The organism is Bacillus sp. cl95 (genome assembly GCF_900115925.1).
Lineage (GTDB): Bacteria > Bacillota > Bacilli > Bacillales > Cytobacillaceae > Neobacillus_A.
In genome coordinates this window covers 411,465-436,946 of the sequence record NZ_FOYF01000001.1, presented here as the reverse complement: position 1 = coordinate 436,946, position 25,482 = coordinate 411,465, and the positions used below count along the sequence as shown (strand labels likewise).

General features: G+C 39.3%; 23 protein-coding genes. All 23 read left to right on the top strand.

All coding sequences use genetic code 11. From position 1 onward, the window contains the following. Positions 1 to 40: 40 nt before the first annotated feature. Positions 41 to 274, top strand: a complete 234-nt coding sequence (acpP, locus tag BMZ31_RS02175; RefSeq protein ID WP_090830083.1) for an acyl carrier protein — start codon at positions 41 to 43, stop codon at positions 272 to 274. Positions 275 to 370: 96 nt separating this feature from the next. After that, positions 371 to 1,114: a ribonuclease III gene (gene rnc / locus BMZ31_RS02170; protein WP_090830082.1), complete on the top strand. Its 744-nt coding sequence runs from the start codon at positions 371 to 373 to the stop codon at positions 1,112 to 1,114. Between the two features lie 52 nt (positions 1,115 to 1,166). Continuing rightward, positions 1,167 to 4,733 (top strand): chromosome segregation protein SMC, encoded by a 3,567-nt coding sequence (smc, locus tag BMZ31_RS02165; RefSeq protein ID WP_090830081.1) that lies wholly within the window; start codon positions 1,167 to 1,169, stop codon positions 4,731 to 4,733. A gap of 15 nt (positions 4,734 to 4,748) precedes the next feature. Beyond that, the gene (gene ftsY, locus BMZ31_RS02160; RefSeq protein ID WP_090830080.1) at positions 4,749 to 5,735 is read left to right on the top strand and encodes a signal recognition particle-docking protein FtsY; all 987 of its coding nucleotides are present in this window, start codon (positions 4,749 to 4,751) and stop codon (positions 5,733 to 5,735) included. 414 nt (positions 5,736 to 6,149) lie between these two features. Further along, a complete protein-coding gene (locus BMZ31_RS02155; RefSeq protein WP_090830079.1) occupies positions 6,150 to 8,528 on the top strand; it encodes a hypothetical protein in 2,379 nt (792 codons plus the stop codon). Then, complete coding sequence (locus BMZ31_RS02150) at positions 8,525 to 9,460, top strand: ABC transporter ATP-binding protein (protein WP_090830078.1); 936 nt, start codon at positions 8,525 to 8,527, stop codon at positions 9,458 to 9,460. The genes BMZ31_RS02155 and BMZ31_RS02150 overlap by 4 nt, the downstream gene beginning before the upstream one ends. Continuing rightward, positions 9,457 to 10,299, top strand: a complete 843-nt coding sequence (locus BMZ31_RS02145; protein WP_090830077.1) for an ABC transporter permease — start codon at positions 9,457 to 9,459, stop codon at positions 10,297 to 10,299. Before BMZ31_RS02150 ends, BMZ31_RS02145 begins: the two co-directional genes overlap by 4 nt. 23 nt (positions 10,300 to 10,322) lie before the next feature. Beyond that, complete coding sequence (locus BMZ31_RS02140; protein ID WP_090830076.1) at positions 10,323 to 11,888, top strand: hypothetical protein; 1,566 nt, start codon at positions 10,323 to 10,325, stop codon at positions 11,886 to 11,888. Between the two features lie 4 nt (positions 11,889 to 11,892). Further along, positions 11,893 to 12,900, top strand: a complete 1,008-nt coding sequence (locus tag BMZ31_RS02135; RefSeq protein WP_090830075.1) for an AAA family ATPase — start codon at positions 11,893 to 11,895, stop codon at positions 12,898 to 12,900. Continuing rightward, the gene (locus BMZ31_RS02130; protein ID WP_090830074.1) at positions 12,897 to 13,766 is read left to right on the top strand and encodes a DUF58 domain-containing protein; all 870 of its coding nucleotides are present in this window, start codon (positions 12,897 to 12,899) and stop codon (positions 13,764 to 13,766) included. The genes BMZ31_RS02135 and BMZ31_RS02130 overlap by 4 nt, the downstream gene beginning before the upstream one ends. A 12-nt stretch (positions 13,767 to 13,778) precedes the next feature. Next, complete coding sequence (locus BMZ31_RS02125) at positions 13,779 to 15,557, top strand: vWA domain-containing protein (protein WP_090830073.1); 1,779 nt, start codon at positions 13,779 to 13,781, stop codon at positions 15,555 to 15,557. Next, a complete protein-coding gene (locus BMZ31_RS02120) occupies positions 15,541 to 18,333 on the top strand; it encodes a VWA domain-containing protein (protein ID WP_090830072.1) in 2,793 nt (930 codons plus the stop codon). The genes BMZ31_RS02125 and BMZ31_RS02120 overlap by 17 nt, the downstream gene beginning before the upstream one ends. 98 nt (positions 18,334 to 18,431) lie before the next feature. Further along, positions 18,432 to 18,764 carry a putative DNA-binding protein gene (locus tag BMZ31_RS02115; RefSeq protein ID WP_090830071.1) on the top strand — a complete coding sequence of 111 codons (333 nt, stop codon included), beginning with the start codon at positions 18,432 to 18,434 and terminating at the stop codon, positions 18,762 to 18,764. Between the two features lie 12 nt (positions 18,765 to 18,776). Further along, entirely contained in the window at positions 18,777 to 20,129 is a 1,353-nt protein-coding gene (ffh, locus tag BMZ31_RS02110) for a signal recognition particle protein (protein WP_090830070.1), read from the top strand. Between the two features lie 99 nt (positions 20,130 to 20,228). Continuing rightward, positions 20,229 to 20,501 carry a 30S ribosomal protein S16 gene (rpsP, locus tag BMZ31_RS02105; protein ID WP_090830069.1) on the top strand — a complete coding sequence of 91 codons (273 nt, stop codon included), beginning with the start codon at positions 20,229 to 20,231 and terminating at the stop codon, positions 20,499 to 20,501. A gap of 11 nt (positions 20,502 to 20,512) precedes the next feature. Beyond that, a complete protein-coding gene (locus tag BMZ31_RS02100; protein WP_090830068.1) occupies positions 20,513 to 20,743 on the top strand; it encodes a KH domain-containing protein in 231 nt (76 codons plus the stop codon). Positions 20,744 to 20,845: 102 nt separating this feature from the next. Then, on the top strand, positions 20,846 to 21,232 hold the full coding sequence (locus tag BMZ31_RS02095) for a YlqD family protein (protein WP_090830067.1): 387 nt from the start codon (positions 20,846 to 20,848) through the stop codon (positions 21,230 to 21,232). Between the two features lie 12 nt (positions 21,233 to 21,244). Beyond that, the gene (gene rimM, locus BMZ31_RS02090) at positions 21,245 to 21,763 is read left to right on the top strand and encodes a ribosome maturation factor RimM (protein ID WP_090830066.1); all 519 of its coding nucleotides are present in this window, start codon (positions 21,245 to 21,247) and stop codon (positions 21,761 to 21,763) included. Further along, on the top strand, positions 21,763 to 22,503 hold the full coding sequence (gene trmD, locus BMZ31_RS02085; RefSeq protein WP_139205912.1) for a tRNA (guanosine(37)-N1)-methyltransferase TrmD: 741 nt from the start codon (positions 21,763 to 21,765) through the stop codon (positions 22,501 to 22,503). Before rimM ends, trmD begins: the two co-directional genes overlap by 1 nt. Before the next feature lie 133 nt (positions 22,504 to 22,636). Beyond that, the gene (gene rplS / locus BMZ31_RS02080; protein ID WP_090830064.1) at positions 22,637 to 22,981 is read left to right on the top strand and encodes a 50S ribosomal protein L19; all 345 of its coding nucleotides are present in this window, start codon (positions 22,637 to 22,639) and stop codon (positions 22,979 to 22,981) included. Positions 22,982 to 23,146: 165 nt separating this feature from the next. Next, on the top strand, positions 23,147 to 23,704 hold the full coding sequence (gene lepB, locus BMZ31_RS02075) for a signal peptidase I (RefSeq protein ID WP_090830063.1): 558 nt from the start codon (positions 23,147 to 23,149) through the stop codon (positions 23,702 to 23,704). Positions 23,705 to 23,723: 19 nt separating this feature from the next. Continuing rightward, on the top strand, positions 23,724 to 24,620 hold the full coding sequence (gene ylqF / locus BMZ31_RS02070) for a ribosome biogenesis GTPase YlqF (RefSeq protein WP_090830062.1): 897 nt from the start codon (positions 23,724 to 23,726) through the stop codon (positions 24,618 to 24,620). Between the two features lie 91 nt (positions 24,621 to 24,711). Next, positions 24,712 to 25,476, top strand: coding sequence for a ribonuclease HII (locus BMZ31_RS02065; protein WP_090830061.1), 765 nt, complete (start codon positions 24,712 to 24,714; stop codon positions 25,474 to 25,476). Positions 25,477 to 25,482 lie beyond the last annotated feature (6 nt).

Here is a 25,482-nt window from a genome sequence, read left to right as displayed (position 1 = left end):
GATGAAATACACTATAATATCTTGAGGGGAGGTGACAAGCATGGCAGAAGTATTAGAGCGCGTAACAAAGATCATTGTTGATCGTTTAGGTGTTGAAGAATCTCAAGTTTCACTTGAAGCTTCTTTTAAAGAAGATCTTGGTGCTGATTCCCTGGATGTAGTAGAATTAGTAATGGAATTAGAAGATGAGTTCGATATGGAAATCTCTGACGATGATGCTGAGAAAATTGGCACAGTAGGTGACGCTGTTAATTACATAAATAGCAAAATGTAATCGTTGGATTCCTGTAAAGCTCCGTTCTGAACGGGGCTTTCTTCTGTATTTTCATCAATAGCAATGTGTGTAAATAAATAGCAAGGTGGAGACTTTATGCGCAAAAACGGAAAAGAAAGAGATGTCTACAACATTCGCGCTAAAGAAAATCTTTTTAGTGATTTTCAAAAGATGATCGGAATTCAATTTGACAATGAAAGATTATTAAAACAAGCATTTACCCATTCATCTTATGTGAATGAGCATCGCAGAAAGCCGTATGAAGACAACGAAAGACTTGAATTTTTAGGTGACGCGGTACTGGAGTTAACTGTTTCGCAGTTCCTATTCAAGAAGTTTCCCCATATGAGTGAAGGAGAATTAACAAAGCTTAGGGCAGCTATCGTGTGTGAACCTTCGCTAGTAGGTTTTGCTAATGAACTGTCATTTGGCAAAGTAATTCTTCTTGGTAAAGGGGAAGAAATGACAGGTGGACGTGAAAGACCTGCATTGCTTGCGGATGTCTTCGAGGCTTTTATAGGGGCACTTTATTTAGATAAGGGAATCGAAGTAGTTACTTCATTCCTGGATATGGTCGTTTTCCCTAAAATTAATGCCGGTGCTTTTTCTCATGTGATGGATTTTAAGAGTCAGCTTCAGGAGTTAGTGCAAAGAGACGGCTCGGGTGCAATTGAGTATAAGGTTTTGCTCGAAAAAGGACCTGCCCATAACCGAGAATTTGTTTCCAAAGTTTCTTTAAACGGTGAGGAACTTGGAGTGGGTACAGGAAAATCAAAAAAAGAAGCAGAACAACACGCTGCCCAAATGGCATTGACGAAATTAAAATCTGCTACGAAATAGAACCAATCTGGCATCATTCATCATTTCACCAGGCAGCTAGGAGGAAATTACAATGTATTTAAAACGGTTGGATGTCGTTGGCTTTAAATCCTTTGCTGAGCGGATTGGTATCGATTTTGTTCAGGGGGTAACGGCAGTTGTCGGACCGAATGGGAGCGGGAAGAGTAACGTCATTGATGCGATTCGCTGGGTATTAGGGGAGCAATCAGCCAAATCATTGCGTGGTTCCAAGATGGAAGACATCATATTTGCAGGAAGTGACTCGAGACGTGCCCAAAATTTTGCTGAAGTAACTTTGACACTCGATAATGAGGATCAGGGACTTGCAATTGATTACAATGAGGTAAGTGTCACTAGACGTGTTTTCCGCTCAGGAGATAGTGAATTTCTGATAAATAAACAACCATGCAGACTTAAGGACATCATAGATTTATTCATGGATTCTGGATTGGGACGAGAAGCTTTTAGCATAATTAGCCAAGGGAAAGTCGAAGAAATCCTAAATAGTAAGGCGGAAGAACGTCGTACGATTTTTGAAGAAGCTGCTGGAGTGTTGAAGTACAAAAATAGGAAGAAAAAAGCTGAAGTGAAATTAACGGAAGCACAAGATAACCTTAACCGTGTAAGTGATATCCTGCATGAACTTGAAGGACAAGTGGAACCTTTGCAGATTCAAGCTTCTATCGCTAAGGATTTCTTAGAGAAGAAAGAAGAGCTTGAAAAAATCGAAGTCGCTTTGACGGTTTTCGAGATTGAAGAACTTCACGGAAAGTGGGAGCAGCTATCTGCCCAACTTGAAAAACATCAAAATGATGAGTTGGCATTGTCCGCCCATTTACAAAAGAAGGAAGCCAATATCGAGGAAGCTCGAGATCATTTGGCTGCCTTAGATGAGTCCATCAGTGAGCTTCAAAATGTGCTCCTTTATGCTAGTGAAGAGCTTGAAAAGCTTGAAGGCAGAAAAGAAGTACTGAAGGAAAGAAAGAAAAATGCTTCACAAAATAAAGCGCAGTTAGAACAAAATATCGAAGAACTCACTGTTAAAACGGAGAGATTGCAAAAAATGCAACTCGAGCAAGAGGAAGCAGTGACTGTCCTTCGTGACCAAGCCAAACAACTACAAGCTAGCCTTAAAGAAAAACAAAGTAAATTGCTTTTATTCTCTGAGAACATTGAGGAGAAAATCGAGACTTTAAAAAGCGAATACATTGATGTTTTAAATGAACAAGCCGGAGCGAAGAATGAGCTTAAGTTCATTGAGCAACAAATGGAACAGCAGTCGAGAAAATCTTCAAGACTCGATGAAGAAAATGTAAGGTATATTGACGATCGACAACGCTCTTCTGAAAAGAAAGCAGATGTTGAAGCTAGGATTTTAAAGATTCAAGCTGAAATCGATAAGCAAGTACACACATTCCGCGAGAATCAAAGAGCGCTTGAAAACTTAAAGAATAGTTATCAAAAGCAAGAAAAAACACTATACCAAGCATACCAGTTCTTACAACAGTCAAAGTCCCGAAAAGAAATGCTCGAAGAAATGGAAGAGGATTATTCAGGTTTTTTCCAAGGTGTAAAAGAAGTACTTAAGGCAAGAGATGGTAAGTTACAGGGGATCGAAGGGGCAGTTGCAGAACTTATCAATGTGCCAAAAGAATATGAAGTAGCCGTTGAAACAGCGCTTGGAGGTGCTTTGCAGCACGTAGTCGTGGAGTCAGAACAGCATGGGAGAACGGCGATCCAATATTTAAAACAAAATGGTTATGGGCGTGCAACTTTCCTTCCGTTAAGTGTCATTAAGGGAAAGGCGTTATCATCCTCTCAAATGAGTATGATCCAAGGGCACCCAGCCTTCGTTGGCAGTGCAGCATCCCTTGTAAACTTTGATAACAAGTATTCTGAAATTGTTCACAGCCTTCTCGGAAATGTCATCATCACCAAGGATCTAAAAGGTGCTAACGAATTGGCTAAGCTTCTTCAATATCGTAGCCGTTTTGTAACGCTTGATGGGGATGTTGTAAATCCGGGCGGTTCCATGACCGGAGGAGCTCTAAAGCAAAAAACTTCCTCACTTTTAACCCGTAAAAGTGAATTGGATGATATTAAAGCAAAGCTCATTCAAATGGAGGAGAAGACTGTCCAACTCGAAATGTTTGTTAAGCAGCTCAAGGAAGACATTCAGAAGCAAGAGGTTGAACTTGAAACGATGCGTAAGAACGGAGAAGAACTCCGCTTAAATGAACAAGCTTTAAAAGGTGAACTACGTGCGGCAGAGCTAGAGGAAAAGAATATTAACGAACGACTCGCTATTTATGATCTAGAAAAAGATCAGTTTAGTGACGAACAAAAAAAGTTTGCAAATAGAAAACTTGAACTTGTAAAATTATTAGACCAAATTGCTGATAAGATTTCCTCTATGGATGAACAAATTTCAGTTCTTACGGAACAAAAGAATAATAATTCTACTTCAAAGGAAGTTATTCTATCTGAAATCGGGGAATTGAAAGTGGAATTTGCATCCAAGAATGAACAATTCTTAAATGCAGAAGAAAAATTCAGAACGATTATTGCGGATCTTAAAGAGAGTTCTGATAAATTGACCTTATATAAAGACGATCTTTATCTTCTTTCATCAGAAATGTCGGATAGTTCTTCTGGGGAAGAACAGCTAGAAAGTGCCGCACTTCAAAAACAACAAGATAAGGCAGATACTTTAAAACTCATTTCCTCGAGACGAGAAGAAAGACTTCAACTTCATGCGAAATTAGAAGATGCCGAGTTAGACACCAAAGAGTTAAGACGTCAGCATAAAGGCTTGGTAGAAGTTCTGAAGGATGAAGAAGTGAAAATCAATCGTCTGGATGTTGAATTGGAAAATCGCTTGAACCATCTTAGAGAAGAGTACTTGCTTTCATTCGAGGGAGCGAAAGAAAAATATCCTCTGATGATTCCAGCTGAAGAAGCACGCAAAAAAGTTAGATTGATTAAACGGGCGATCGAAGAACTTGGGAATGTGAATCTTGGAGCGATAGAAGAATATGATAGAGTTTCAGACCGTTACGAGTTTTTAATTGAACAAAAGACTGATTTGCAGGAAGCAAAAGATACTTTATTCCAGGTCATTGATGAAATGGACATAGAAATGAAAAGAAGATTCGAGGAGACTTTTAAGGCGATTAAATCTCATTTTGAACCGGTCTTTCAAGCATTGTTCGGTGGTGGGCGCGCAGACCTTAAATTGACGAATCCTGAAGATATGCTGAATACAGGTGTAGAAATTGTTGCACAGCCACCTGGAAAGAAGTTGCAGAACTTGGCGTTATTATCAGGAGGAGAAAGAGCACTAACAGCTATTGCCCTCCTATTCTCTATCTTGAAAGTTCGTCCTGTTCCATTCTGTATTCTTGATGAAGTAGAGGCAGCACTGGATGAAGCAAATGTGCAGCGATATAGCCAATACTTGAAAAAGTACAGCAAGGAAACGCAATTCATTGTTATTACACACCGAAAAGGGACTATGGAAGAAGCAGATGTTTTATACGGAGTTACGATGCAAGAATCCGGTGTGTCAAAACTCGTTTCCGTACGCCTGGAGAATTCGAAGGAACTTGTTCAATCATAACTGAGGAGCGATAGCATGAGTTTTTTTAAGAAATTAAAAGAAAAGATTACGAAACAAACCGATAGTGTTACTGAAAAATTTAAAGAAGGCTTAACGAAAACACGTGAGAACTTTTCTGGAAAAGTGAATGAACTAGTGTCGCGCTACCGAAAAGTCGACGAAGAGTTTTTTGAGGAATTAGAAGAAATATTAATTGGTGCCGATGTCGGCTTTGATACGGTGATGGAACTGATCGATGAATTGAAAAAAGAAGTGAAGCTCCGTAACATTCAAGATCCACAAGAAGTTCAAAGTGTTATTTCTGAAAAACTTATTGATATTTACAGAGGTAAAGAAGACTTCTCTCCAGCAATCAATATTCAGGATGAAGGTCTAACTGTTATCCTCTTTGTTGGTGTGAATGGTGTTGGGAAGACGACAACAATCGGAAAACTTGCACATAAATTCAAAAGTGAAGGCAAAACGGTTGTATTGGCTGCAGGAGATACTTTCCGTGCAGGTGCAATCGAGCAATTGGAAGTTTGGGGAGATCGCGCAGGCGTTGATGTAATCAAGCAAGCGGAAGGCTCAGACCCAGCAGCTGTCATGTATGACGCGGTAAAAGCAGCAAAAGCGAGAAAAGCTGACATCTTGATTTGCGACACAGCAGGCCGATTGCAAAATAAAGTGAATTTAATGAAAGAACTTGAAAAGGTCAAGCGTGTGATAGAACGTGAAGTTCCAGGAGCACCACATGAAGTATTACTTGTGCTGGATGCAACGACAGGACAGAATGCCTTGATTCAGGCTAAGACATTCAAGGAAGCGACAGATGTTAGCGGGATTGTACTTTCTAAACTCGATGGGACTGCAAAGGGCGGAATTGTCCTTGCTATCAGAAATGAATTAAAAATCCCTGTGAAACTAGTCGGACTTGGAGAAAAAATGGACGATCTTCAAGAATTCGATGCAGAAAAATATGTGTATGGATTATTTGCCGAGCAAATTGACCGAGAAGAATAACATTGAAAACAGTAGCGAGATATTCGTTGCTGTTTTTTTTGTGGTTTAGGAAATTTTAAAATAAATTAATATGGATAACTTTCTACGTTTTTCTAATAATCCAGCTCCAGCGCCCAGCCCCTCGGGGTTGTTTCCAAAATCCGAAACAACCTCGGTCATAAGCCAAATCACTTCAGAAATCGGGATTTCCTGCGTGATTCGTCTTATGCGTGTCGGGGCTAAACAGGGCGCTTGCGCCTTTTGTTCTTTCAATAAAATGTTGTTGCAAAACATAAACGAAAGTGTAAAAATACACTTATAAACAAAAATGGAAACAACTTACACATATTTTTGATATTTTTTTGAAATAAGTGAAGTGATTCTATTGTTCTGCTCGTCTATTACATATAGAGAGATCATTAGGGGGGAATTTTGTTGATAAAGAAACATGTGTATGCCTTATTTTTCATCTTGCTTTTCATCTCACTCATTGCTCAACCAGTAACCGCAGCTAAATCGAGTGGAATAAAGATGTCCATTGAGACAGGAATCGACAGCAAGATTATGAGCGGTCAAGGTTTTCCGCTATCCATTACAGTCGAAAATAGTGGAGAAGACTTTTCAGGTGACTTGTTGATTAATTTTTATCCTTCCTATAACTCAAGTGGGAGCAAGGCAGTACGTATTGAGTTGCCAAAAGGAGATAAAAAGACATACAGCGTATCTATCCCAGGTTATTCAGAAGATCAACCTTATAACAATCAAAATTTCCAATCCATTCATTTGTATGAGGGAGATTGGCAAGACGATGAGGAAGTAGATTATAAGGGGCCAAAAAATCTTAAACCTAAGTTCATTGATATGATGAAAAATACGGTGGCCGTTCTGAGTGAGGACCCTGACAGACTAAAGGAATTAAAAGCACTATCTGTGGGAAATCAATTTGAAGTGTTGACAATGACTGAAACGGATGTTCCTGAGAATGCAGCAGGGCTTGATATGCTTGATTATATCGTAATGGATGAATTCTCCGTTTCCACACTCAGCAATAAGCAACAGGAAGCCATAAAAGAGTGGATCGTGAGAGGCGGTACTCTTATTGCAGGAGCTGCACCTGATGCTTCTCAATCATACGGAATCCTATATGAAGTATTGCCGATGGAAATGAAAAGTGAGGGGGTCCTTAACTCCGCATACTTTAAGACAAATCCCGAAGTTAAAACTGATTTTGAAAATGTCCCTGTGTTTACAGGACCATTAGTAAAAAATGCTAAAGTTGTAGGGAAATTAAATGCTTTGCCTGTAGTAGTCCAAAAAGAATTTGGATCCGGACAAATCTTGCAAACGGCTTTTTCGTTAGGTGACGAACCGATCTCTGCTTGGAAAGGTTATGGCGATTGGTTTCAAGCTACTTTGCTAGACAATAATCCTAAGAAGATGAATCAGTTTAATGGTTCACCAAATCCTTTTGAAAATTTATATTACGAATTTGCAGAATCCAATGAGTACTTTAAGTCTGTACAATTTTCCCTTGGACAGTTGGCATTATTCTTAATCATATATTTATTAATCCTGGTTCCAATTCTTTATTTCGTATTGAAAAAATGGGATAAGAGGGAACATGCCTGGTGGGTAATCCCGGTTATTGCCTTTTTCTCATCAACATTAATATTTAGTGTTGGAGCAAGAGACAGACTCGCATCTGCGAAAATTAACCAAATGGGTGTATTCAGGGCGGAAGGAGGACAGCTTGAAGGAATTCAAGCCGTTTCACTTCTTTCCAATACTGGTGGGAATTATCAAATGTCCTTTAGTGATGGAGCATTTAATGGTGTACCGGGCTCCATGCAACCGAGTATGGAAGCTCAACATTATGCAGTGCTAGAAGAAGACAGGAATGGTCAAATGGTAACTTTTCCAGGTGTGGAGTACTGGTCGACAAGAACTCAATTTGGTCCTGCAGCAAAAACGGATGCCGGAGAATTTGTTTCAGATTTGAAATTTGAAAACAAAAAACTGACAGGAAGCATTAAGAATGAATTTCCGTATGATTTTGAAGAAATTTATATTTGGTCTGGTAGCAAAAAAGTGAAGCTTGGTTCTCTTAAGAAAGGTGAAACGATAAAGGTAGATAAAGCACTTGGAATGGATTATCTAACTTCACCAGATGGTTATCTTAATCATAATTACTATGGATCTCCGCAACAAGATCTGATGAAAATGAAAAAAGAAAGACTTGAAAACAGAGTTTCAGAGTTGCTGGCAAACAATCAACATTCTGAGAATATACCTGTCATTTATGGCTATACAAAGGACTCTGTTTTAAAAATCAACTTGAAAGAGAGAAAAAAGTCGGAAAATAACGTTTTCTTGATTTTTCAGCCAGTTACGGTCAAAGAAAACCTAAAAGGACCGTTTATCTTGAAGAATGATGTCTTGAAAATGCAGCTTGAAGTTTTGACGGGTGGCATCATGGAAGAAATGAATTTGGCTAAAAACGAAGCCATGATAGATGATGGAGAATACGAGTGGATTGCTCATGTACCAGCTTTATTTATGAATGATAAGGTGAAACTATCAGAAGTTGCCATCTCTATCAAGGGGAAGTATATTACTTACTCGCTTTTTGATTACAGTACTTCAACATACACTCCATTGGATGAAACAAAGAAATCTTATCAATTTACAGGTGAAGATTTAGGTAAGTATGTCTCCAAAGAAGGAGAAATAAAAATCAAATTGCTGAAAGCCGCAAAGGGAGATCCTCACGTATACCTTCCTGCGATTACGGTAAAAGGGGAGGTTAAACCATGATAGAAATCATCGACTTATCAAAAAGATACGGTAAATTTACAGCCCTCGAAGGACTAAACCTAAATATCGAAAAGGGTACAGTCTTTGGTTTTGTTGGACAAAATGGAGCAGGAAAATCGACCACTTTTTCCATTTTGGCAACGTTGCTGGCGCCTAGTTCTGGAACGGCTTATATTAATGGATTTAATATCTCGAAAGATCCTAAAGCAGTTAGAAGACAAATTGGATATATGCCGGACTTTTTTGGAGTTTACGATCAATTAAAGGCAGTTGAATATTTGGACTTTTATGGAGCAAGTTACGGAATTCCTGCTTCAGAACGAGCCAAGTTAATACCTGAATTGCTCGAACTCGTGAATCTTTCTCACAAGCGAGATTCGTATGTCGATGTCCTTTCGAGAGGAATGAAACAAAGACTTTGTCTTGCCCGTTCGCTTATTCATGACCCAGAAGTGCTTATCCTTGATGAGCCTGCATCAGGTTTGGATCCACGTGCTCGAGTTGAAATGAGAGAGATATTAAAAGAATTAAAAAATATGGGTAAGACCATCATGATATCATCTCATATTCTTCCTGAGTTAGCTGAAATGTGTGATGTCATTGGGATTATCGATCAAGGAAAACTCGTAGCAGAAGGATCCGTATCTGAGATTCAACAAAAGCTTCAAGGAGAAAGAATGATAGTCGCTAAGATTTACAAAGAAATCGAGAAGGCTATTAAATTTTTTGAGGATGATTACAACATCTCTAAATTACAACGGCGTGAAGATGGGGTATCCTTGCAATTCCTCTACAAAGGGAACAATGAGGAACAATTCATGATGTTGAAACGAGCCATTTCACAAGATATTGCCATTATCAGCTTCTCTGATGTGGAAACGAATCTTGAAGACGTGTTCATGGAAATTACGAAGGGGGTGGAATTAGTTTGAGAAATTTGTTGATCAATCCAGTCTTAAATAAGGAATTTAAGTTGAGATTTCGCTCATTTAAAGGTTTTTTAGGCTTATTATTCTATTTGCTCGCTGTGGCTATTGTCATTTTAGGATTTATCTTTATCCAAATGCAATCCTCCAGTATGGGATATTTTCGTCCGTCTCAAAGTAGAGAGATGTTTATCCTTATGTCCTTCCTTCAACTCGGCTTGATACTATTCATAACGCCTGGACTTACAGCCGGTGTCATCAGTGGGGAACGGGAACGGCAAACTTTGAACATCCTCCTCACGACAAATCAGAGCTCCATGAGCATTATTTTGAGTAAGTTGGTTTCTTCTGTGTCGTATTTGTTACTGATGATTTTTGCTAGTCTTCCTTTATACAGTATTGTGTTTTTGTTCGGTGGTATTTCACCAGGACAAGTGCTTAAGACACTCGGATTCTATATATTTACGACTTTTGTCTTTGGAAGTATGGGAATATTGTTCTCAACTTTAATCCGAAAAACGATTGTATCAATGGTAACGACTTATGGGACGGCATTGTTCTTAGCTGGAGGGACAGCTTTCTTGTTCCTCATTTCCTTAGAATACTCTCAAATGTCAAATGGAGTCCAACCCTCATCGAATCCATTTCCATACTTTATGGCAATGCTAAATCCGTTTATTGTCATGTTTGGATTTTTGGAACCAGAGATTTTCAGAGAAATTACTCAAAAAACCGGGGTGGATATGCCATTGTGGGTGTCGTATGTCATCTCCTACTCTGTCATTCTTATTTTGGCAGCGACAATTAGTATCAGAAAACTACGCCCTAATATGAAAGTGAAATAAGTACTTTTCGAAAGGAGAAGGCTGTGGAAACCAAAAAACAGTTTCTTCATTTATTGAATCCGGTTTATAGGCAACTTTTCATAGCGAGTTTCTTTAAGGAGGTACAGATTTTCCTGTTGGGTGCTGGAATTTATTCCAGTCTTCTCTTCTTGATAGCAAGGCTTGTCGTTTTCCCGTTTATGCTTTATTGGCTTGTAGGTGGTCAAAGTATCCTCTTCCTTTATTTTGTTTATCGTTCATGGAAAAATCGACCTACAATTATACTTGTTGCAAAGATCTATGATGAATACGTCGGAGAAGATAGGGTCATTACGGCCCTTTCTTTTCTTGAAAAAGAAGGATTATTGCAAAGGTTGCTTCTTCATGAAACTGTGAGTCTTATGAAAAAAGTGCAAAAAGAAGTTCTGAAGAGAAAGAAAAAAATGTTTCTTCCTAAACCATTTTTTGCTGGAAGTCTATTGATCACAGCTTCTGTCTTTTTATTTTTGCATCCTAATGAACTAGTGGATTCGGCTAAGAAAAAAGAAGAGGAAGCCAAGATGTTACAGGAAACTGAAAAACGCCTGGAGAAATTAGCGAAAGAGCAAAAGAAGCCTGAAGTTCGAAAAGTGATTGAAAAGGCGCTTGATCAATTAGAGAAAAAAGAAACCGCTAAAGCAGCTTTAAAGGAACTAGAGAAGCAAACGAAACAGCTTGAATTAAAGCAGGTCAAAAAGAAACAAGAACAGCAGAAATTGCAAGATTGGCAGGAACAGCTTGAAGATGCAGGGATGAAAAAGCTATCAAATGCATTAAAAGCCGAAGATATGAGCGAAATTGAAAAACAGTTAGAGAAATTAAACAAGAATTGGTCCAATCTGTCAGACAAGCAAAAAGCGGTCTTAAGTGAGTTTACTCAATCGAATCGAGAACTAACTGAAAAAGAACTGGCGACGATCGCTGAACAAATTAAGGTTGCCCTAGCTGCCGGTAAAGAACTATCGGATTTGGCAGCTGCGAATACCGTCTTAAATCAAGAAGCGAGTAATCTACAGAAACAAATGGATGGCACAAGTTCAAGTCAGATAGCATTAAACCCTTCCTCTCAAACTGGTCAAAATAGTAATCAGAATTCTTCTGCTACAGGAAAGGGCTCTCCAAACAAGAGTGGTTCGGCAGGAAAGGGTTCTGGACAGTCTGGGAGTGGGCAAAGTAGCGGTAGCGGAGGATCAGGGAACGGTTCCGGTAATAGTGGAAGTGGAAGTGGAAGTGGCTCAGGTGGCGGTTCAGGATCAGGGTCAGGCAGTGGGAGCGGATCAGGAGGTTCAGGCGCTGGAAAAGGCGCAGGATCAAGAGATTTTTTAACCGTTCCTCATTCGATAGCTGGCAAAGAAAATATTGAAAGTGATTCTGGAAATTTAGGTGAAGGTAGCTCTCAACAATCTGAAGGAAATGGTCCTATCTTGAGAGGTCAAATTAGATCCTATAAAGAAGTGTATGGTCAATACGCAGAGGCGTATCGGAAAAGCTCTGACAGAGTAAAACTCCCTTCTGAATTAGAAAATATCGTCAAAAATTACTTTACAAATATTAATCCTGATAAGGAGTAATCAAATGGCAACCTTACAAGAAAAAGAGCAGCAGTTTCAATGGGCAGCAGAACAAATGAAGAAAGTAAAAAGTGAAATCCAAACCTTTATTGTGGGTCAAGATGAAGTCATTGATCAAGTGCTTTGGAGTATATTTTCCCGAGGTCATGCGTTATTGGAGGGATTACCAGGCTTAGGTAAGACGATGTTAATACGTACCATTGCCGATTGCCTCGATTTGCGTTTTTCTAGGATACAATTCACTCCGGATTTGATGCCTTCAGATATTACAGGGACGATGATTCTTCAGCCGGGAGAAGATGGGAAGCAACAGTTCTCCTTTCACGAAGGTCCGTTATTTGCGAATATCGTTCTGGCGGATGAAATTAACCGTGCGACTCCAAAAACACAAAGCTCTCTGCTTGAGGCAATGGCCGAACAGACGGTAACGATAATGGGTGATACAAAAAAACTGGAAAAACCATTTTTCGTTTTGGCGACCCAAAACCCGATCGATATGGAAGGAACATATCCTCTGCCTGAGGCACAAATGGATCGCTTTATTTGTAAAATAAACGTTAGTTATCCGACTGTTGCAGAATTAAAGGAAATTGCACTTCGTACTACAGGAACGCAGTCTACAGAACTGAACACGGTTCTGGATGCAAAAGATGTTTTGCTTTTACAGGAACTTGCTAAGGAAATTCTTGTAGCAGATGAAATATTGGACTATGCTGTGGGAATGATTTCAGCTACACATCCTGATTCAGAGACGGCCCCAGAACTTGTTAAAAAATATGTTCAGTTTGGAAGTGGTCCTCGTGGCTTGCAGGGACTAATCCAGATGGCTAAAACGCGTGCGTTATTCTCTGGACGTTACCATGTTTCCGTAGGGGATTTGAAACAAGTTGCCCACCCTGTGCTAAGACATCGTCTTTTCATCAATTTTGAAGGGGAAGCCAGCGGAATTACCGCTGACACGATTATAGAAGAAGTGTTGATAAAAGCTCATCAAGGAGAACAGGTGAGATGACCATCCTCTCCCAAGCGTTATTAGGAAAGCTGCAGAAAAAGAAATTCTCTGTAAAGACGAGGCGTCGAGGGGGGCATAAAGGAACAAGAAGTTCGGGGATGCTTGGTACATCACTTGAGTTTTCTGATTTCCGAATTTACCAGCCTGGAGATGATGTACGTCAAGTAGACTGGAACGTCTATGGCAGAACACAAAAACACTATATTAAACGGTTTCTTGATGAACAGGAACTTAACGTTACGATATTTCTTGATTCAACTTCTTCTATGAGACTTGTAGCAGGGAAGTGGGAGAGGGCAAAACAAATTGCCGCAGCGTTTAGCTACATTACCTTAACAAGTGATGACCGGCTTACCTTTATCCCAGTGAGCTCTGATAGTGGAGGGAGAATAAGCCGGAAAGGATCTGTGTACGGTAAAAATACTTTTTCCGAGATATTAAATATTTCAGAAGCAAACGTAACAGGATCTTTTGTTGAACAATTTGAACAATACTCTTTTAGAAAAAGTCAACTATCTATTATCCTTACAGATGGACTTGAGCCGTTAGATAAGTTCGAGGAACTTTTCCGGAAATTAGCAGTTAGTAGGCAGGAAGTGCGTTTTCTACAAATATTAAGCGAGGAAGAAATCAGCCCGAGCTTTGAAGGTGACGTTAAACTCATTGATAGTGAAAATGGTTCTATGGTTAACGTGAGTATGCACAGTTACATCATTGAAAACTACCAAAATCGTCTTCGTGAGCATAACAGCCAACTCGCACAATTATGCAAACGTTACGGTATTTCATATTTATTCTGTAGTGATCAGACAGATTTGCAGCAATTTTTATTTCATGAATGTTCGGCCAAAGGATGGCTGTGTTAAGGAGGAGAAGGCATGCTACATTTTGTAAATCCAATCTACTTTATTCTAGCCATCTTAATTGCCGGAGTCGTCCTCCTATATTTCTTCAGGAAGCAGTATAAGGAAATCTTGAACTCTTCCAATCTTCTTTGGGAACAAACGATGAACGAATGGCAAGCATCCCCTTGGTTAAAAAAACTGCAACAAAACCTGCTTTTTTGGCTGCAAATATTCGCATTACTGCTTCTAATGTTTGCGCTTGTCAGACCATATTGGGATTCAAAGGGATTGAAGGGCGAACATAATATTTTCATTCTCGATACTTCAGCAACAATGGCAGCAGGAAAAGAAATAAACACATTTGAAAAAGCAAAAAAACAGATGCTAGAAATGCTTGAACAGCATCATGGACAAAAAGTAACGATTATTACTGCAGGAGAAAAACCAAAAGTAGTGCTAAACAAGGAAACAAATAAGAATATCATTTTGAAAGAATTAAAGAATGTAAGAGTTACCTATGAGCATGAAAATATGAAAGCTGCCCTAAGATTAGCCGATTCTTTTGCCGATAACCATCAATCATCCATTCACGTATTTACTGAAGGTGTTTCCCAAAAGCAGATACCGGAAATGAAACAAAAAACGTTGATGGAAATACATAACATGGGAAATAGCTTAAATAATGTATCACTAACTTCATTTGGTGTAGAAAAAGAAATTGGTAAATTAGCCGCATTAGCGGTTATTGAGAACCAATCACCTCACGAAAAGAAACTTTCACTTCATGTGAAAGATGAGAAGAATATACTGTTTGAAAAAGAATTGAGCTTCAAAGCAAATGAAAAACGAATTATAGAAATTCCTGACTTACCAGAACGATCTTATTTCGTAGCAGAAGTGATAACGGATGACGATTACAAAGTTGATAATTCAATGAATGCTGTAATGGCTGAGTCAAATCAAGATGTATTTACAATTGGTGAACTTAACCCATTCTTTGGGAAGGCGTTAAAAACAATGGGGATTGAAAGCACCCAATTAAATGATAAAGCACAATGGAATGGTATCAAAAATGGAATTTTTATTTCAGAAGGGGTATCTTTGGAAGCCATCCCTGCAAAACCGCTAATCTTTGTCAATAAAGGTGGAGCCTCAGAAAAACTAGCGTTGGAAAATCCAATTAGTAAAATCGAAGACCCATTACTTCAATATGTAGATTTAAATAAAACTTATATTGAATATGCTTTTAAACCTGTAAAAGGAGAATGGGAAACGATTGCGAGCAGCGGAGAGATTCCTCTTATTCAAAAGGGAAGTGTGAACGGTCATCCAGCCATTATGCTGAATTTCCCTCTGGAAGCAACAGATTGGCCGCTACAACCAGGCTTTCCTATCTTCTTGTACAATAGCTATCAATGGCTTAACAAACAAACTGGTTTTCTAGGATATTTTCAACCTGGTGAAGAAAAATGGTTGAATTCGGATGAAAGCGGAGCAAATTGGGAGATATATTCCGAGTCTGGTGAGAGTATCGATTCTATTGATACTACTGCAGAGAGTTTTAAAGCTCCTGCTAAACCAGGTATCTATCAAGCTGTTTCAGGCGATTCGGTCGCTTACTTTTCTGTAACACTTGACGAGCGGGAAAAGGAGCTTGGGAAAGATGAATCTTTCAGTTTAAATAAGAAGAACTTTTACGCGAAAGAATGGACAAAGATTGAAAATGATTCCGTTTGGTTTTGGTTAGCACTTGTCGCACTTGTTTTATTGATGATCGAATGGGAGGTATACCGACGTGGATTTAGAAATTAAGTACCCCTTCCTATTAGTCTTGTTACTTCCCGTTATGATGATTCTTTTCTTATACGTTAAACAAATGAAGGGGAAACGTGAAGTTGAAAAGTATGTGATTGTGAGTTTACGTACTTTGATTTTTAGTTTATTGATTATCGCTTTGACCATACCGCAAATTTTATTACCGATTAGTGAAGAAAAGATCATATTTGTTGTGGATCGGTCTGCGAGTGTCCAAGGTTCAGAGGACCAAATTTTAGATTGGATAGAGAAAAGTCTCGATAAAAAAAACTCACACCAATCCTATGCCGTAGTTTCCTTTGCAAAAGGAGCAACTGTGGAAACCTCCTTATCGAGAACGAAAAAAGACATTCATACTTTAAATGGTGCTAACGAGCCAGGAGAAACAAATATTGAAGAAGGTCTTCAATTTGCCGAGGCACTTCTACCAAATCAGGAAAGTGGAAGACTTGTTCTGCTTACGGATGGCAATGAAACGAGCGGGAAGGCACTTGATACAGTGAAATTATTAAAGAATCGTTCATTAGAACTTGATTATGCTGTCATAAAAAGACCGCAAACGGAGGAAGTATCCATTACCTCCCTTGACGTCGAGCCTTCGTTATACGAAGGTGAAAATGCGGAAATTCGAGTTACCATTGAGAGTAACATTGAAAAAACGGCAAATGTGAGAATCTCTGTGAATAATCAAGAAATAATCAAAAAGGATGTTGTGGTCAAGGAAGGAAAAAATGAATATTCATTTTCCCATTTAGCCAGTGAACCTGGAATGAATGTATATAAGGGCGAAATCGTTGTCCAAAATGATACTTTTATTGAAAACAATGCGATGTATGCAGTTTCCAATGTCAAAGGTACACCTCGCGTATTAGTTGTGGGTAATAATGAATCTGGAATGCTGACATCTATACTTCAATCCTCTGGGTTATTAGTAGACACGCTGATACCTGAGAAATTACCGGAATCATTGGCAGGATTTCTGCAATATCAATCCATCATCTTTGATAATGTGCCAGGTACGAGTATAAGCCAACCTCAGATGGAGTTGATTGAAAAGGCAGTTAAGGATTTCGGTACAGGCTTTGTCATGCTTGGAGGAGATCAAAGCTTTGGATTAGGAGGATATTTTAAAACTCCTATCGAAAAAATCCTTCCTGTTGACATGGATATTAAAGGGAAAAAGCAGATGCCTTCCTTAGGCCTCGTAATCGTCATGGACCGTTCTGGAAGTATGGGCGGAAATAAAATCGAACTTGCAAAAGAGGCAGCAGCAAGATCAGTGGAACTTTTAAGAGAAGAAGATACGCTCGGATTTATTGCGTTCGATGATCGTCCATGGGTTATCGCAGAGGCTGAGCCACTTACGAATAAGAAAGAGACGATTAAGAAAATCCGCTCCATCACTCCTGGAGGGGGGACAGAAATTTACACCTCCTTGGAAAAGGCATATGAGGAACTCGAAAATCTTAAATTACAGCGTAAGCATATCATTTTACTTACAGATGGCCAGTCCGCGCCAGGTGATTATGAGACGTTGATAACAAATGGTCTTCAAAACAAAATCACCCTTTCAACGGTAGCGATTGGTTCTGATTCTGATCGAACGTTATTAGAAGAACTAGCTATTCAGGGTACTGGAAGATTCTACGATGTCACAGATGCAAGTGTGATCCCAAGTATTCTTTCAAGGGAAACGGTGATGGCAACAAGAACGTATATTGAGGACCATCCTTTTTATCCGGAAGTTTCGGCATCATCCGATTGGAGTGAAATTGTCAAGGATGGAGTTCCAAAGATGAATGCTTACATTGCCACCACAGCTAAACAAAGAGCGAATGTAGATTTTATAAGTGAGAAAAAAGATCCGATTCTCGCATCATGGCAATACGGTTTGGGTACTACTTTCGCATTTACCTCAGACAGCACAGGTAAATGGAGTGGAGATTGGGCAGTTTGGGAAAAATGGCCGGAATTCTTGACGCAACTGGCAACCAAAAGTTTGCCAAAATATGAAAGTGAACCCTTTCAAACATCTGTTGATAAGAGAGAAGGAAATACGGTTGTCACACTAAAAACTTCTAAAGACAAGTTTCTCCCAATTGAAGCAGCGATTGTTACCCAGGCTGGAAAGTCAATTGATGTCTATACGAAACTTGTCGCACCAGGCGAATATGAACTTGTTTTTCCGAACGAGCCAGGTATGTATTTTTTGAGCGTAAACCAAACGGCTAAGGATGGAAAAAGTAATTTTTATAAGACAGGATTTACGGTTCCGTATTCTGAAGAGTATCTATTGCAAGGGACAAATCGAGCTTATCTGAAAGAAATAACAGCTTTATTAGGTGGGAAGGAGTTAATAAAGGAAAGCGATGCATTCCGACCACTTAAAAATAAATCATACACAAAACAGGAAATTAGTGAATGGTTACTTCTATTGGCATTTATTATCTTAGTAATTGAAATCGTGATTCGTCGATTTGGAATGATGCCAATTATTCTTTTATTAAAGAAAAGTAGGGTTAATTCTCGCCCAGAGGTGAGTAAAGCTACTTCTACACTTAAACAGTTGTCGGCGGAAAAAAACAAGAGAATAAACAAAGAAGAAAAGAAAGTGCTTGCACCGATTCCTGCGAAGATTACCAATCGTGTAAACGAAAAACAAACGAAAAGTGAAGTCAACTGGAAAGAGCCAAAGGGATCCGAAAAGGATATTGATAGGGAAGCACGGATGAAACGTCTGCTTGAGGCGAAAAAAAGAAAAAACGGTCGCTAGGATAGTGGATTACTGTAGTGATAATGGATTGACAGGATTTGACCGACTGTGTAAACTAGCTATTGTAAAGGCTTTTCACTTAACAAGGAGGGATGAGCATGCTTGAAAAAACAACGCGCATGAATTATCTTTATGATTTCTATCAGTCGTTGTTAACACCAAAGCAGCAAAGCTACATGTCTCTCTACTATTTGGATGATTATTCACTTGGAGAAATTGCTGAAGAATATGATGTTAGCCGTCAGGCGGTATACGATAACATCAAGCGTACGGAAGCAATGTTAGAAGAGTATGAAGAAAAGCTACTATTATTTCAGAAATTTCAAGAGCGCAGCAAGATACTTTCCCAAGTCAAGGATTGCATTCAAGATGAGTCATCAACAAAGCAATCTTTGCTGGAAGCAGTTGCAGAGCTTGAGAAATTAGATTAGGAGGCGGCATATATGGCATTTGAAGGATTGGCCGACCGACTGCAAAATACAATCCAAAAAATCCGTGGAAAAGGGAAAGTAACTGAAGCGGATGTAAAAGAAATGATGAGGGAAGTCCGTCTTGCTCTATTAGAAGCAGACGTTAACTTCAAGGTCGTTAAGGAATTTGTTAAGAAGGTCACCGAGCGTTCAATTGGACAAGAGGTATTGAAAAGCCTCACACCTGGTCAACAGGTTATCAAGGTCGTAAAAGAAGAATTAACCGAATTGATGGGTGGAGAGCAAAGCAAGATTGCTGTTTCGAACAGACCGCCAACAGTGATCATGATGGTTGGTTTGCAAGGTGCTGGTAAAACAACGACAACTGGTAAGTTGGCTAACTTGCTTCGGAAAAAATACAATCGAAAGCCACTTCTTGTCGCAGCGGATATATACCGTCCTGCTGCCATTAAGCAGCTAGAAACGCTAGGCAAGCAATTGGGTATGCCTGTATTTTCTCTTGGTGATCAAGTAAGTCCTGTTGAAATTGCTAGACAGGCGATTGCTAAGGCGAAGGAAGACCACCATGATTATGTCTTAATCGATACAGCCGGTCGTTTACACGTTGATGAAGCGTTGATGAACGAACTGAAAGAGATTAAGGAACTATCCAAACCAGATGAAATTTTCTTAGTGGTCGATGCGATGACGGGGCAGGATGCTGTCAATGTCGCTCAAAGCTTTAATGAACAGCTTGGACTTACTGGTGCGGTTCTTACAAAGCTTGACGGCGATACTCGAGGCGGTGCCGCGCTTTCCATTCGTGCGGTTACTCAGACTCCAATTAAGTTTGTCGGTCTTGGCGAAAAATTGGACGCGCTTGAACCTTTCCATCCAGAGCGTATGGCATCCAGAATTTTGGGTATGGGAGACGTTCTCACTCTTATTGAAAAAGCGCAGGCAAATGTGGATGAAGAAAAAGCGAAAGAGCTTGAGCAAAAAATGCGTACAGCATCTTTTACGCTTGAGGATTTCCTCGATCAGCTTGGACAAGTTCGCAAAATGGGTCCTCTTGAGGATTTGTTGAAAATGATGCCTGGTGCAAACAAGATTAAAGGGCTCAATAATATCCAGATTGATGAAAAGCAAATTGGTCATGTCGAGGCAATCATCCGATCTATGACTGCCGCTGAAAAAAACCAGCCTGAAATCATCAATGCCAATCGTAAAAAACGAATTGCGAAAGGTAGCGGTCGTTCAGTACCTGAAGTAAACCGTCTGCTTAAACAATTCGAAGATATGAAAAAAATGATGAAGCAAATGGCTGGAATGCAGCAAAAAGGTAAGAAAAAGGGTGGATTCAAGTTCCCTTTTAAGCCTTTTTAACATCATTTTTTATCTGTAAAGAAAAAACACTTTACAAACAATATTATTATCTGTTATCATTCTATCTTGTGTGAAACTATTCGGAGGTGCTTTTTTAAAATGGCAGTTAAAATTCGTTTAAAACGTATGGGAGCTAAAAAATCTCCTTTCTATCGTATTGTTGTAGCTGATTCTCGTTCTCCTCGTGACGGACGTTACATTGAAGTTGTTGGAACTTACAATCCAGTTACACAACCAGCTAAAGTTGAAATCAACCAAGAGCTTGCTCTTAAGTGGCTACAAGATGGTGCAAAGCCATCTGACACAGTACGTAACCTTTTCTCTAACGAAGGCATCATGGAAAAATTCCATAATGCAAAACTTGGCAAGTAATTATTGCTGACATGAAAGAGTTAATCGAAACGATTGTGAAGCCCCTTGTTGATTTCCCGGATGATGTTCGTGTAGACATCTCGGAGGAAGATCAACGTGTAACCTATTTACTTACTGTCAACAAGAGTGACATGGGAAAAGTTATCGGAAAGCAAGGGCGCGTTGCGAAAGCAATTCGCACTGTTGTATATGCAGCAGGATCCTCACAACAGAAGAAGATTTTCTTGGAAATTCATGAGTAGTAAGAAAAGCGAAAGCGACATAAGCGTTTGCTAGGAAAAAAGGAAGGTGATAAGCCTTCCTTTTTTTCCTATTCATTTTTGTTTTGCTGGAGGGCTGGGGAAATGAAAATTCTTCAAAGTGTTGAGGTTAAACAAATCGTAACGGAAAAAAGCAAGCAAATTCTGCTTGAAAAATACGGTGAAAATAAACGCAAACTTTCAAAAGAAATCGAACAACTCCAGTTCCAATGGAAAAAAACAGACAAGACAAAACAATTCAACTCTATGGAATTGAAAGTGAAATTTGAAAAGGAAATTCATCATCGACAGGAAAAACTAAAACTGCTCGATTTTCAAATAGAACAATTACATATGCTACCTTTAGGGAGCGAACTGAAAGAAAAGGAAGTACAAGCCGTAATTGATATTAAGGTTGGAGACCATTGGGAAGATTCGATTGGAAAAACAGCCATTATCATAAAGGATGGAAAAATAGAAGAAATTCGTTGAGGTGATTTCATCATGGAAAAGTGGTTTAACGTTGGTAAGTTAGTCAATACGCATGGATTGAGAGGCGAGGTACGTGTCGTATCTTCTACCGACTTTGCCAATGAACGCTATAAAAAGGGTAATACTTTGTATTTATTTATGCCTAAATCCAATGAACCCATTGAATTAAAGGTAAAAGCACATCGCAGTCACAAATCATTTGATTTGCTGACTTTTGAAGGTAAAGAGAACATCAATGAAGTGGAAAAGTTTAAAGGTGGAATCATCAAGGTGCCTGAGTCCCAACTAGGGTCATTGCCTGAAGGCGAATACTATTATCATGAAATCATCGGTTGTACTGTTATAACGACTCAAGAAGAGGAAATCGGCAAAATTACGAGCGTTCTTTCTCCGGGAGCCAATGATGTTTGGGTCATAAAAGGGAAATCAGGCAAGGAAGTATTGATTCCATTTATTGATGAAATTGTGATGAAGGTTGATGTAAAGGAAAAAATCGTCATAATTGAGCCGATGGAAGGTCTACTTTCATGATGAAAATAGATGTACTCACTTTATTTCCTGAGATGTTTGAAGGAGTTTTTGGCCACTCAATCTTGAAGAAAGCCGCCGAGAAACAGGCTGTCTCCTATAACGTTGTGAATTTCAGAGATTTCTCTGATAACAAACACAATACTGTCGATGACTACCCTTATGGTGGGGGAGCAGGAATGGTTCTAAAACCGCAACCCATTTTCGATGCGGTGGAGACATTAAGCAAAGATAAAGCGGGTAAACAACCGAGAGTGGTTTTGCTTTGTCCTCAAGGTGAACGTTTTAATCAGAAAAAGGCAGAAGAATTGGCTGAAGAAGACCATCTTATTTTCATTTGTGGTCATTACGAGGGTTATGATGAAAGAATACGAGAACATGTCGTTACAGATGAAATTTCCATTGGTGATTATGTCTTAACAGGGGGAGAGCTAGGAGCGATGGTCGTTATCGACAGCGTTGTTCGCCTGCTTCCTGAAGTATTAGGAAATGAAGAGTCCCATATGAAAGATTCATTTAGTACAGGTCTTCTCGAGCACCCACACTACACCAGACCGGCCGACTTTCGCGGCATGAAGGTTCCCGATGTACTCACAGGAGGAAACCACAAGCTGATCGAAGAGTGGAGAATGAAAGAATCTTTACGCAGAACGTATATGCGTCGACCGGATTTGCTAGAAACTTTGGAGTTGACACCTGAACAATTAAAATGGCTTGAAGAAATAAAAAAAGATAATCGATAGCTCTTGCGGCAAAGGGTCGATTATGTTAAGATACTTCTTGTGACTTAAGCTGCTTAAAGTAGTAAAGAGTCTTATAACGATGTTCCGCTGCAATCTGAAGATGTGCATGAGCGTCTGGGAGGAGATGAAAACGATGCAACAATTAATTTCTGAAATCACAAAAGAACAACTTCGCACTGATCTTCCTGCTTTCCGTCCTGGTGATACTGTACGTGTACACGTTAAAGTTATCGAGGGTACTCGTGAGCGTATTCAGTTGTTTGAAGGTGTTGTGATCAAGCGTCGTGGTGGTGGAGTCAGCGAAACTTTCACAGTACGTAAAGTTTCTTACGGTGTAGGCGTTGAGCGTGCATTCCCTGTACACACACCAAAAATCGCGAAGCTAGAAGTAATTCGCCGCGGTAAAGTCCGTCGTGCTAAGCTTTACTACTTGCGTAACCTTCGTGGTAAAAAAGCTCGTATTAAAGAAATTCGCTAATAAGAAAAGGAAAGAGCTTGTTATACAAGCTCTTTTTTTTACATAATTGGCTTCTTTTTTGTTAAAAAAGTATGAAATGTATCTTCCCATCGTGTTTATGCTAGATTTTTTGTGTAAAATAATTGTTGAATAAATATTTATGACAAGAGATTGGTGGGGTATTGAATGACTAAAAAGAAAAATGAAGTGTGGGAATGGACGAAAGCTTTAGTAATTGCAGTTCTTCTGGCTGCTGTTATCCGATATTTCCTCTTTGCTCCAATCGTGGTAGATGGTCTTTCAATGATGCCTACCCTTCATGATCAGGACCGTATGATTGTCAATAAGTTTGGATACACAATAGGAGAGCCAAAGCGATTCGATATTATTGTATTCCATGCTCCTGAAAACAAGGACTATATCAAAAGGATAATCGGTCTGCCGGGTGACCGGATTGAATATAAAGATGATACTTTATACGTGAATGGCAAGGCTTATGAAGAACCTTATCTCGATGAGTATAAGAAAAAAGTTATCGATGGTCCACTGACCGATCCGTTTACACTCATAGAAAAAACAGGTAAAGAAACTGTGCCTGAGGGTCATTTGTTCGTGATGGGGGATAATCGCCGCAACAGCAAAGACAGTCGTCATATTGGCACGATTCCTATGGAGAAGGTTCTTGGGAATACCAGTTTTGTGTACTGGCCGTTCGAAGATATTCGAAGCGTAAAAATGAAATAAATTTTAGGAGGTGGCCCATTTGACGATCCAATGGTTTCCAGGCCATATGGCCAAGGCTCGCAGGGAGGTCACGGAAAAGCTTAAGTTAGTAGATATTATTTTTGAATTGATAGATGCAAGGATTCCCTATTCATCACGTAATCCGATGATTGATGAAATTATCCAGCATAAACCTAGACTCGTCCTTCTAAATAAGGCTGACATGGCTGATCGCCATGCAACAAAGCAATGGATTGAGTATTTTGCAGAAAAAGACGTCAAAGCGATTGCTATCAATGCTCAAGCGGGAGAAGGCTTAAAAGAAATTGTCCAAGCAGCTGAAGCTGTTCTAAAGGAAAAATTTGACCGTCTCAAGGCAAAAGGGGTGAAGAAACCTCGAGCCATTCGAGCGATGATTGTCGGTATTCCGAACGCCGGTAAGTCGACGTTAATTAATCGTCTTGCCAAAAAGAATATTGCTAAGACAGGAAATACACCTGGTGTTACGAAAGCCCAACAGTGGATTAAAGTTGGTAAAGAACTAGAACTTCTAGATACTCCGGGAATTCTATGGCCTAAGTTCGAGGATCAGGAAGTGGGCATGAAGCTTGCTGTGACTGGTGCAATTAAGGATACATTGCTTAATCTTCAAGATCTTGTTGTATTTTCATTAAGATTTTTGGAGAAACGATATCCAGAACGCTTAAAAGAAAGATTTAAGCTTGAAGCAGTGCCTGAGAATATCGTAGAGATGTTCGATCATATCGGAGTGCTGAGGGGCTGTCTAAAGGCAGGCGGAATCGTTGATTATGACAAAGTGTCAGAGCTTGTCATCCGAGAAATTCGTTCCGAAAAATTTGGACCTCTTACATTTGAGAGACCTGAAGACTTTATTGTTGCAGTGGAAGAAGAAGCGGTTAATAACGAGCTCTCCTAATGGGGGGCTTTATTTTTTTTCAGAACATCCGATAAAAAATAAGACAAACACTCGAATTGTATATTAATAAATTTAACAGCAGGTGAATTAGGTGCAAAAATTGGCGATTGCAGAAATTGAAGAAAAATTAAAACTGATTGAAGATAGCGACCCGTTTTTCATTAAGATTGCTCAGGATGAAAGAAAAGGCGTACAAAAGCTTTTACTAAAATGGAAAAAGCAACGTGAAATAGAACAACGCCTACATGATAAATTTCTAGAAATGACTTTTTATGAAAAAAAGTGGCGCCAAAAAGGATACAACAGGATTGCAGGAGTTGATGAGGTAGGAAGAGGTCCACTTGCTGGTCCTGTTGTCGCAGCTGCTGTCATACTTCCCGAAAATTTCTTTTTACCTGGTATTGATGACTCTAAAAAGCTCTCTGAAGCAAAGAGGGAAGAATACGCAAAGAAAATAGAACAAGAAGCGATTGCAATTGCTGTTTCTATTATTGATGCTGGAGAAATTGATAGAATCAATATTTATGAAAGTACTAAGAAAGCAATGTTAACCGCCATAGCTAATTTAGAAAGCAAACCTGATTTCTTATTGATTGATGCAATGAAATTAGAGACTCCATATGGCTATGAGGCAATCATTAAAGGTGATGCGAAAAGTATTTCTATTGCTGCCGCTTCAATCATTGCAAAAGTGACAAGGGATCGTCTAATGAAAGAATATGCTTTGCAATTTCCAAAATATAAATTTCAGCAAAATATGGGGTATGGGACAAAAGATCACCTTGATGCTTTGAAGCACCATGGAATCACTCCTATACATCGCAGGAGTTTTGCTCCAATTAAAGATTTTTCATAACCGTTG

What these genes read in the sequence shown, in the direction of transcription:
- acpP (WP_090830083.1), top strand. Translation starts at nt 41, where the DNA reads ATGGCAGAAGTATTAGAGCGCGTAACAAAGATCATTGTTGATCGTTTA.
- BMZ31_RS02130 (WP_090830074.1), top strand. Translation starts at nt 12,897, where the DNA reads ATGACCATCCTCTCCCAAGCGTTATTAGGAAAGCTGCAGAAAAAGAAA.
- BMZ31_RS02115 (WP_090830071.1), top strand. Translation starts at nt 18,432, where the DNA reads ATGCTTGAAAAAACAACGCGCATGAATTATCTTTATGATTTCTATCAG.
- smc (WP_090830081.1), top strand. Translation starts at nt 1,167, where the DNA reads ATGTATTTAAAACGGTTGGATGTCGTTGGCTTTAAATCCTTTGCTGAG.
- lepB (WP_090830063.1), top strand. Translation starts at nt 23,147, where the DNA reads ATGACTAAAAAGAAAAATGAAGTGTGGGAATGGACGAAAGCTTTAGTA.
- rnc (WP_090830082.1), top strand. Translation starts at nt 371, where the DNA reads ATGCGCAAAAACGGAAAAGAAAGAGATGTCTACAACATTCGCGCTAAA.
- BMZ31_RS02135 (WP_090830075.1), top strand. Translation starts at nt 11,893, where the DNA reads ATGGCAACCTTACAAGAAAAAGAGCAGCAGTTTCAATGGGCAGCAGAA.
- BMZ31_RS02100 (WP_090830068.1), top strand. Translation starts at nt 20,513, where the DNA reads ATGAAAGAGTTAATCGAAACGATTGTGAAGCCCCTTGTTGATTTCCCG.
- BMZ31_RS02125 (WP_090830073.1), top strand. Translation starts at nt 13,779, where the DNA reads ATGCTACATTTTGTAAATCCAATCTACTTTATTCTAGCCATCTTAATT.
- ffh (WP_090830070.1), top strand. Translation starts at nt 18,777, where the DNA reads ATGGCATTTGAAGGATTGGCCGACCGACTGCAAAATACAATCCAAAAA.
- trmD (WP_139205912.1), top strand. Translation starts at nt 21,763, where the DNA reads ATGAAAATAGATGTACTCACTTTATTTCCTGAGATGTTTGAAGGAGTT.
- BMZ31_RS02095 (WP_090830067.1), top strand. Translation starts at nt 20,846, where the DNA reads ATGAAAATTCTTCAAAGTGTTGAGGTTAAACAAATCGTAACGGAAAAA.
- rpsP (WP_090830069.1), top strand. Translation starts at nt 20,229, where the DNA reads ATGGCAGTTAAAATTCGTTTAAAACGTATGGGAGCTAAAAAATCTCCT.
- BMZ31_RS02150 (WP_090830078.1), top strand. Translation starts at nt 8,525, where the DNA reads ATGATAGAAATCATCGACTTATCAAAAAGATACGGTAAATTTACAGCC.
- rplS (WP_090830064.1), top strand. Translation starts at nt 22,637, where the DNA reads ATGCAACAATTAATTTCTGAAATCACAAAAGAACAACTTCGCACTGAT.
- ftsY (WP_090830080.1), top strand. Translation starts at nt 4,749, where the DNA reads ATGAGTTTTTTTAAGAAATTAAAAGAAAAGATTACGAAACAAACCGAT.
- rimM (WP_090830066.1), top strand. Translation starts at nt 21,245, where the DNA reads ATGGAAAAGTGGTTTAACGTTGGTAAGTTAGTCAATACGCATGGATTG.